Annotated in this window: 1 protein-coding gene and 2 pseudogenes; all 3 read right to left on the reverse strand. The window is 49.9% G+C overall.

The features are described 5' to 3' along the window. Nucleotides 1-579 (reverse strand): annotated as a pseudogene (locus tag ACOWVD_RS25445) (DUF637 domain-containing protein); the annotation flags it as partial. 68 nt (nt 580-647) lie between these two features. Further along, nucleotides 648-1,001 carry a DUF596 domain-containing protein gene (locus ACOWVD_RS25450; protein WP_197799194.1) on the reverse strand — a complete coding sequence of 118 codons (354 nt, stop codon included), beginning with the start codon at nt 999-1,001 and terminating at the stop codon, nt 648-650. A 10-nt stretch (nt 1,002-1,011) separates the two neighbouring features. Next, nucleotides 1,012-1,473: pseudogene (locus tag ACOWVD_RS25455) on the reverse strand (hypothetical protein); the annotation flags it as partial.

Genomic DNA, 1,473 nt, shown 5'->3' on the forward strand with positions numbered 1-1,473 from the left:
CATCAACATATGTTCGGTCATGTTGTAGCGATAAACCGACTGCGCGCTGTCTGCAGCACTGTAGGCGCCTTCCGGCGTATGTGTTGTCAACGCCCCGGTCAAAGCCCCGATTACTCGTGCCGTCTGTTCCTTGGCTTCGTTGCCGTTTAACGCTTCCTGCAGACGATAGAGCTGGCGTTCCTTTTCGTTGAGATTGGCAGGTTCGAACAACGTGCTCTGCATAACGACGCCGGCTAGCTCCGCCGCCAGCGCCCCGGCTGCAGCCCCTTTACCATCGCCGCGCCCGATTTCCGCGGCGATGCCCGCCACAACCGCATGGCTGACTGACTTCCCGGCCGCGCCCAGGACTTCGCCGTTATCCCCAATCAGATTGGCGCCCTCGGCCTGAACCTGGCTGCCGATGTTCGCCAGCAGCGCATTGGTCAGGTTGCCCTTGAAGCTACCGCCATTGATGGCGGTATTCAGGCTGCAGCTGATGACCGATTGCCCGGCCACCCGCTGCGCCACCTTGCTCCAGTCGCCATTGCTCAGCTGCGGCAGTTTGACGTTGTTTGGATTGAGCGGTTTGCCCGCTGCGTCCTATCGCCGTTTATATGAGGTACAACATCAAGCGAAAACGGCTCCGAAGAGCCGTTTCTATGTGCGGGTCAGGTCCAATCTTCATAGCCGCTGTCATGGATCCAGACGATGCCACCGGGGCACTCCTCAAGAGTGAACCATAAATCGTGATAAAGGCCTTCCTCACATGAGGGTAATGCATCTCTAAATTTTTTTATTTGTTCATCTACATTCCCTGTGAGGAAAACACCATGGGAAGCCAACTTGATTTTCCCATCATCCATAAGCCTTTGGAGCAGTTCCAAAAAATAATTTTTCTTCTCATCATACGAAATTTCCTCTTTGTCGAAGTTATCTGCTCTCATTGCCGACCATACTGTTCCTATGGATGAACCTTCTAATTCCTTGCTAAACAGTTGGTATAAGTCATCGCTATACAACATATAACTCCCCTTATCGAAACTTTATTTCAATTCTCTTTTTAACTTTCCCTTGTAAGGCTTCAAATTGCTCATTACCTTTAATTTCTATCGTCCATCGGGCTTTAGTTTCGTCGCTGCTCCGGGAAACATTTCGGAGATTCAAGATACCCCCATTATCCAACACTGCATAAAATCGACCGGGAGCAGTCGGCAATTCTGTCAAGGGTTTTCCGCCAGTTAGTGATTGAGCATAATCAAAAATCACTTGCTGAGATAATTTTTCTGTAGAGAAAACCTTACTATTACCTTGCTTGTTGCTGCCGCCCTCACCTAACACCTGCTCAAACTGCTGACCAAATACGTTCAGCTTACTGTCGTTCTGTTTCGGATCAAACACCTTAACCAACTGGTTAGTGTTAACCTTCTGCATGTCCCGCAGATAATCTGCCGTTTTAGTCGACAAATTCGTCCCGGCTGCCGTTTCTCCTTTGAT

Origin of the sequence: Serratia sp. SA088 (genome assembly GCF_049065515.1) — a bacterium.
Lineage (GTDB): Bacteria > Pseudomonadota > Gammaproteobacteria > Enterobacterales > Enterobacteriaceae > Serratia > Serratia nematodiphila.

Coding starts and splice junctions, on each gene's coding strand:
- ACOWVD_RS25450 (WP_197799194.1), bottom strand. CDS start 1,001: ATGTTGTATAGCGATGACTTATACCAACTGTTTAGCAAGGAATTAGAA.